Source organism: Streptomyces rubellomurinus, from assembly GCF_000961885.1.
Lineage (GTDB): Bacteria > Actinomycetota > Actinomycetes > Streptomycetales > Streptomycetaceae > Kitasatospora > Kitasatospora rubellomurina.
On sequence record NZ_JZKH01000331.1, the window covers coordinates 1 to 445 of the forward strand.

1 protein-coding gene is annotated in these 445 nt (G+C 73.5%); it reads left to right on the forward strand.

The features are described 5' to 3' along the window. Nucleotides 1–445: serine hydrolase domain-containing protein (locus tag VM95_RS38065; RefSeq protein ID WP_045706235.1), on the forward strand; the 445-nt coding region annotated here is incomplete at both ends.

Here is a 445-nt window from a genome sequence, read left to right on the forward strand (position 1 = left end):
CGGCACCTTCGACACCGAGCCCGGCTACCTGGCCTCCGGCGTCGTCGCCCCCGAGTGCGGCGACGCCCGGCCGGGGCCGGACACGGTGTACGACGTGGCGTCGCTGACGAAGGTCCTGGCCACCTGGCCGCTGGTCGGCGCTTCCCTCCTGGACGGCTTCACCCTGGACACCCCGATCCGCGAACTGCTGCCCGACATCCCGGCCGACGCCCCCGGCGGCCGGGTCACGCCCCGGCAGATCCTCGCCCACACCTCCGGACTCCGCGCCGACACCCGCCTCGACCAGTACCGGGGCCGCACCGAACCTCTCGCCCAACTGATCTGCGGAGAGCCGCTGATCGCCGATCCCGGAGCCGGACACCGCTACATCAACCGCGGCTTCATCCTCCTCGGCCTGGCCCTGGCCCACTACCGCTGCCGACGCCTGGACGAGCTGGCGGCCGAA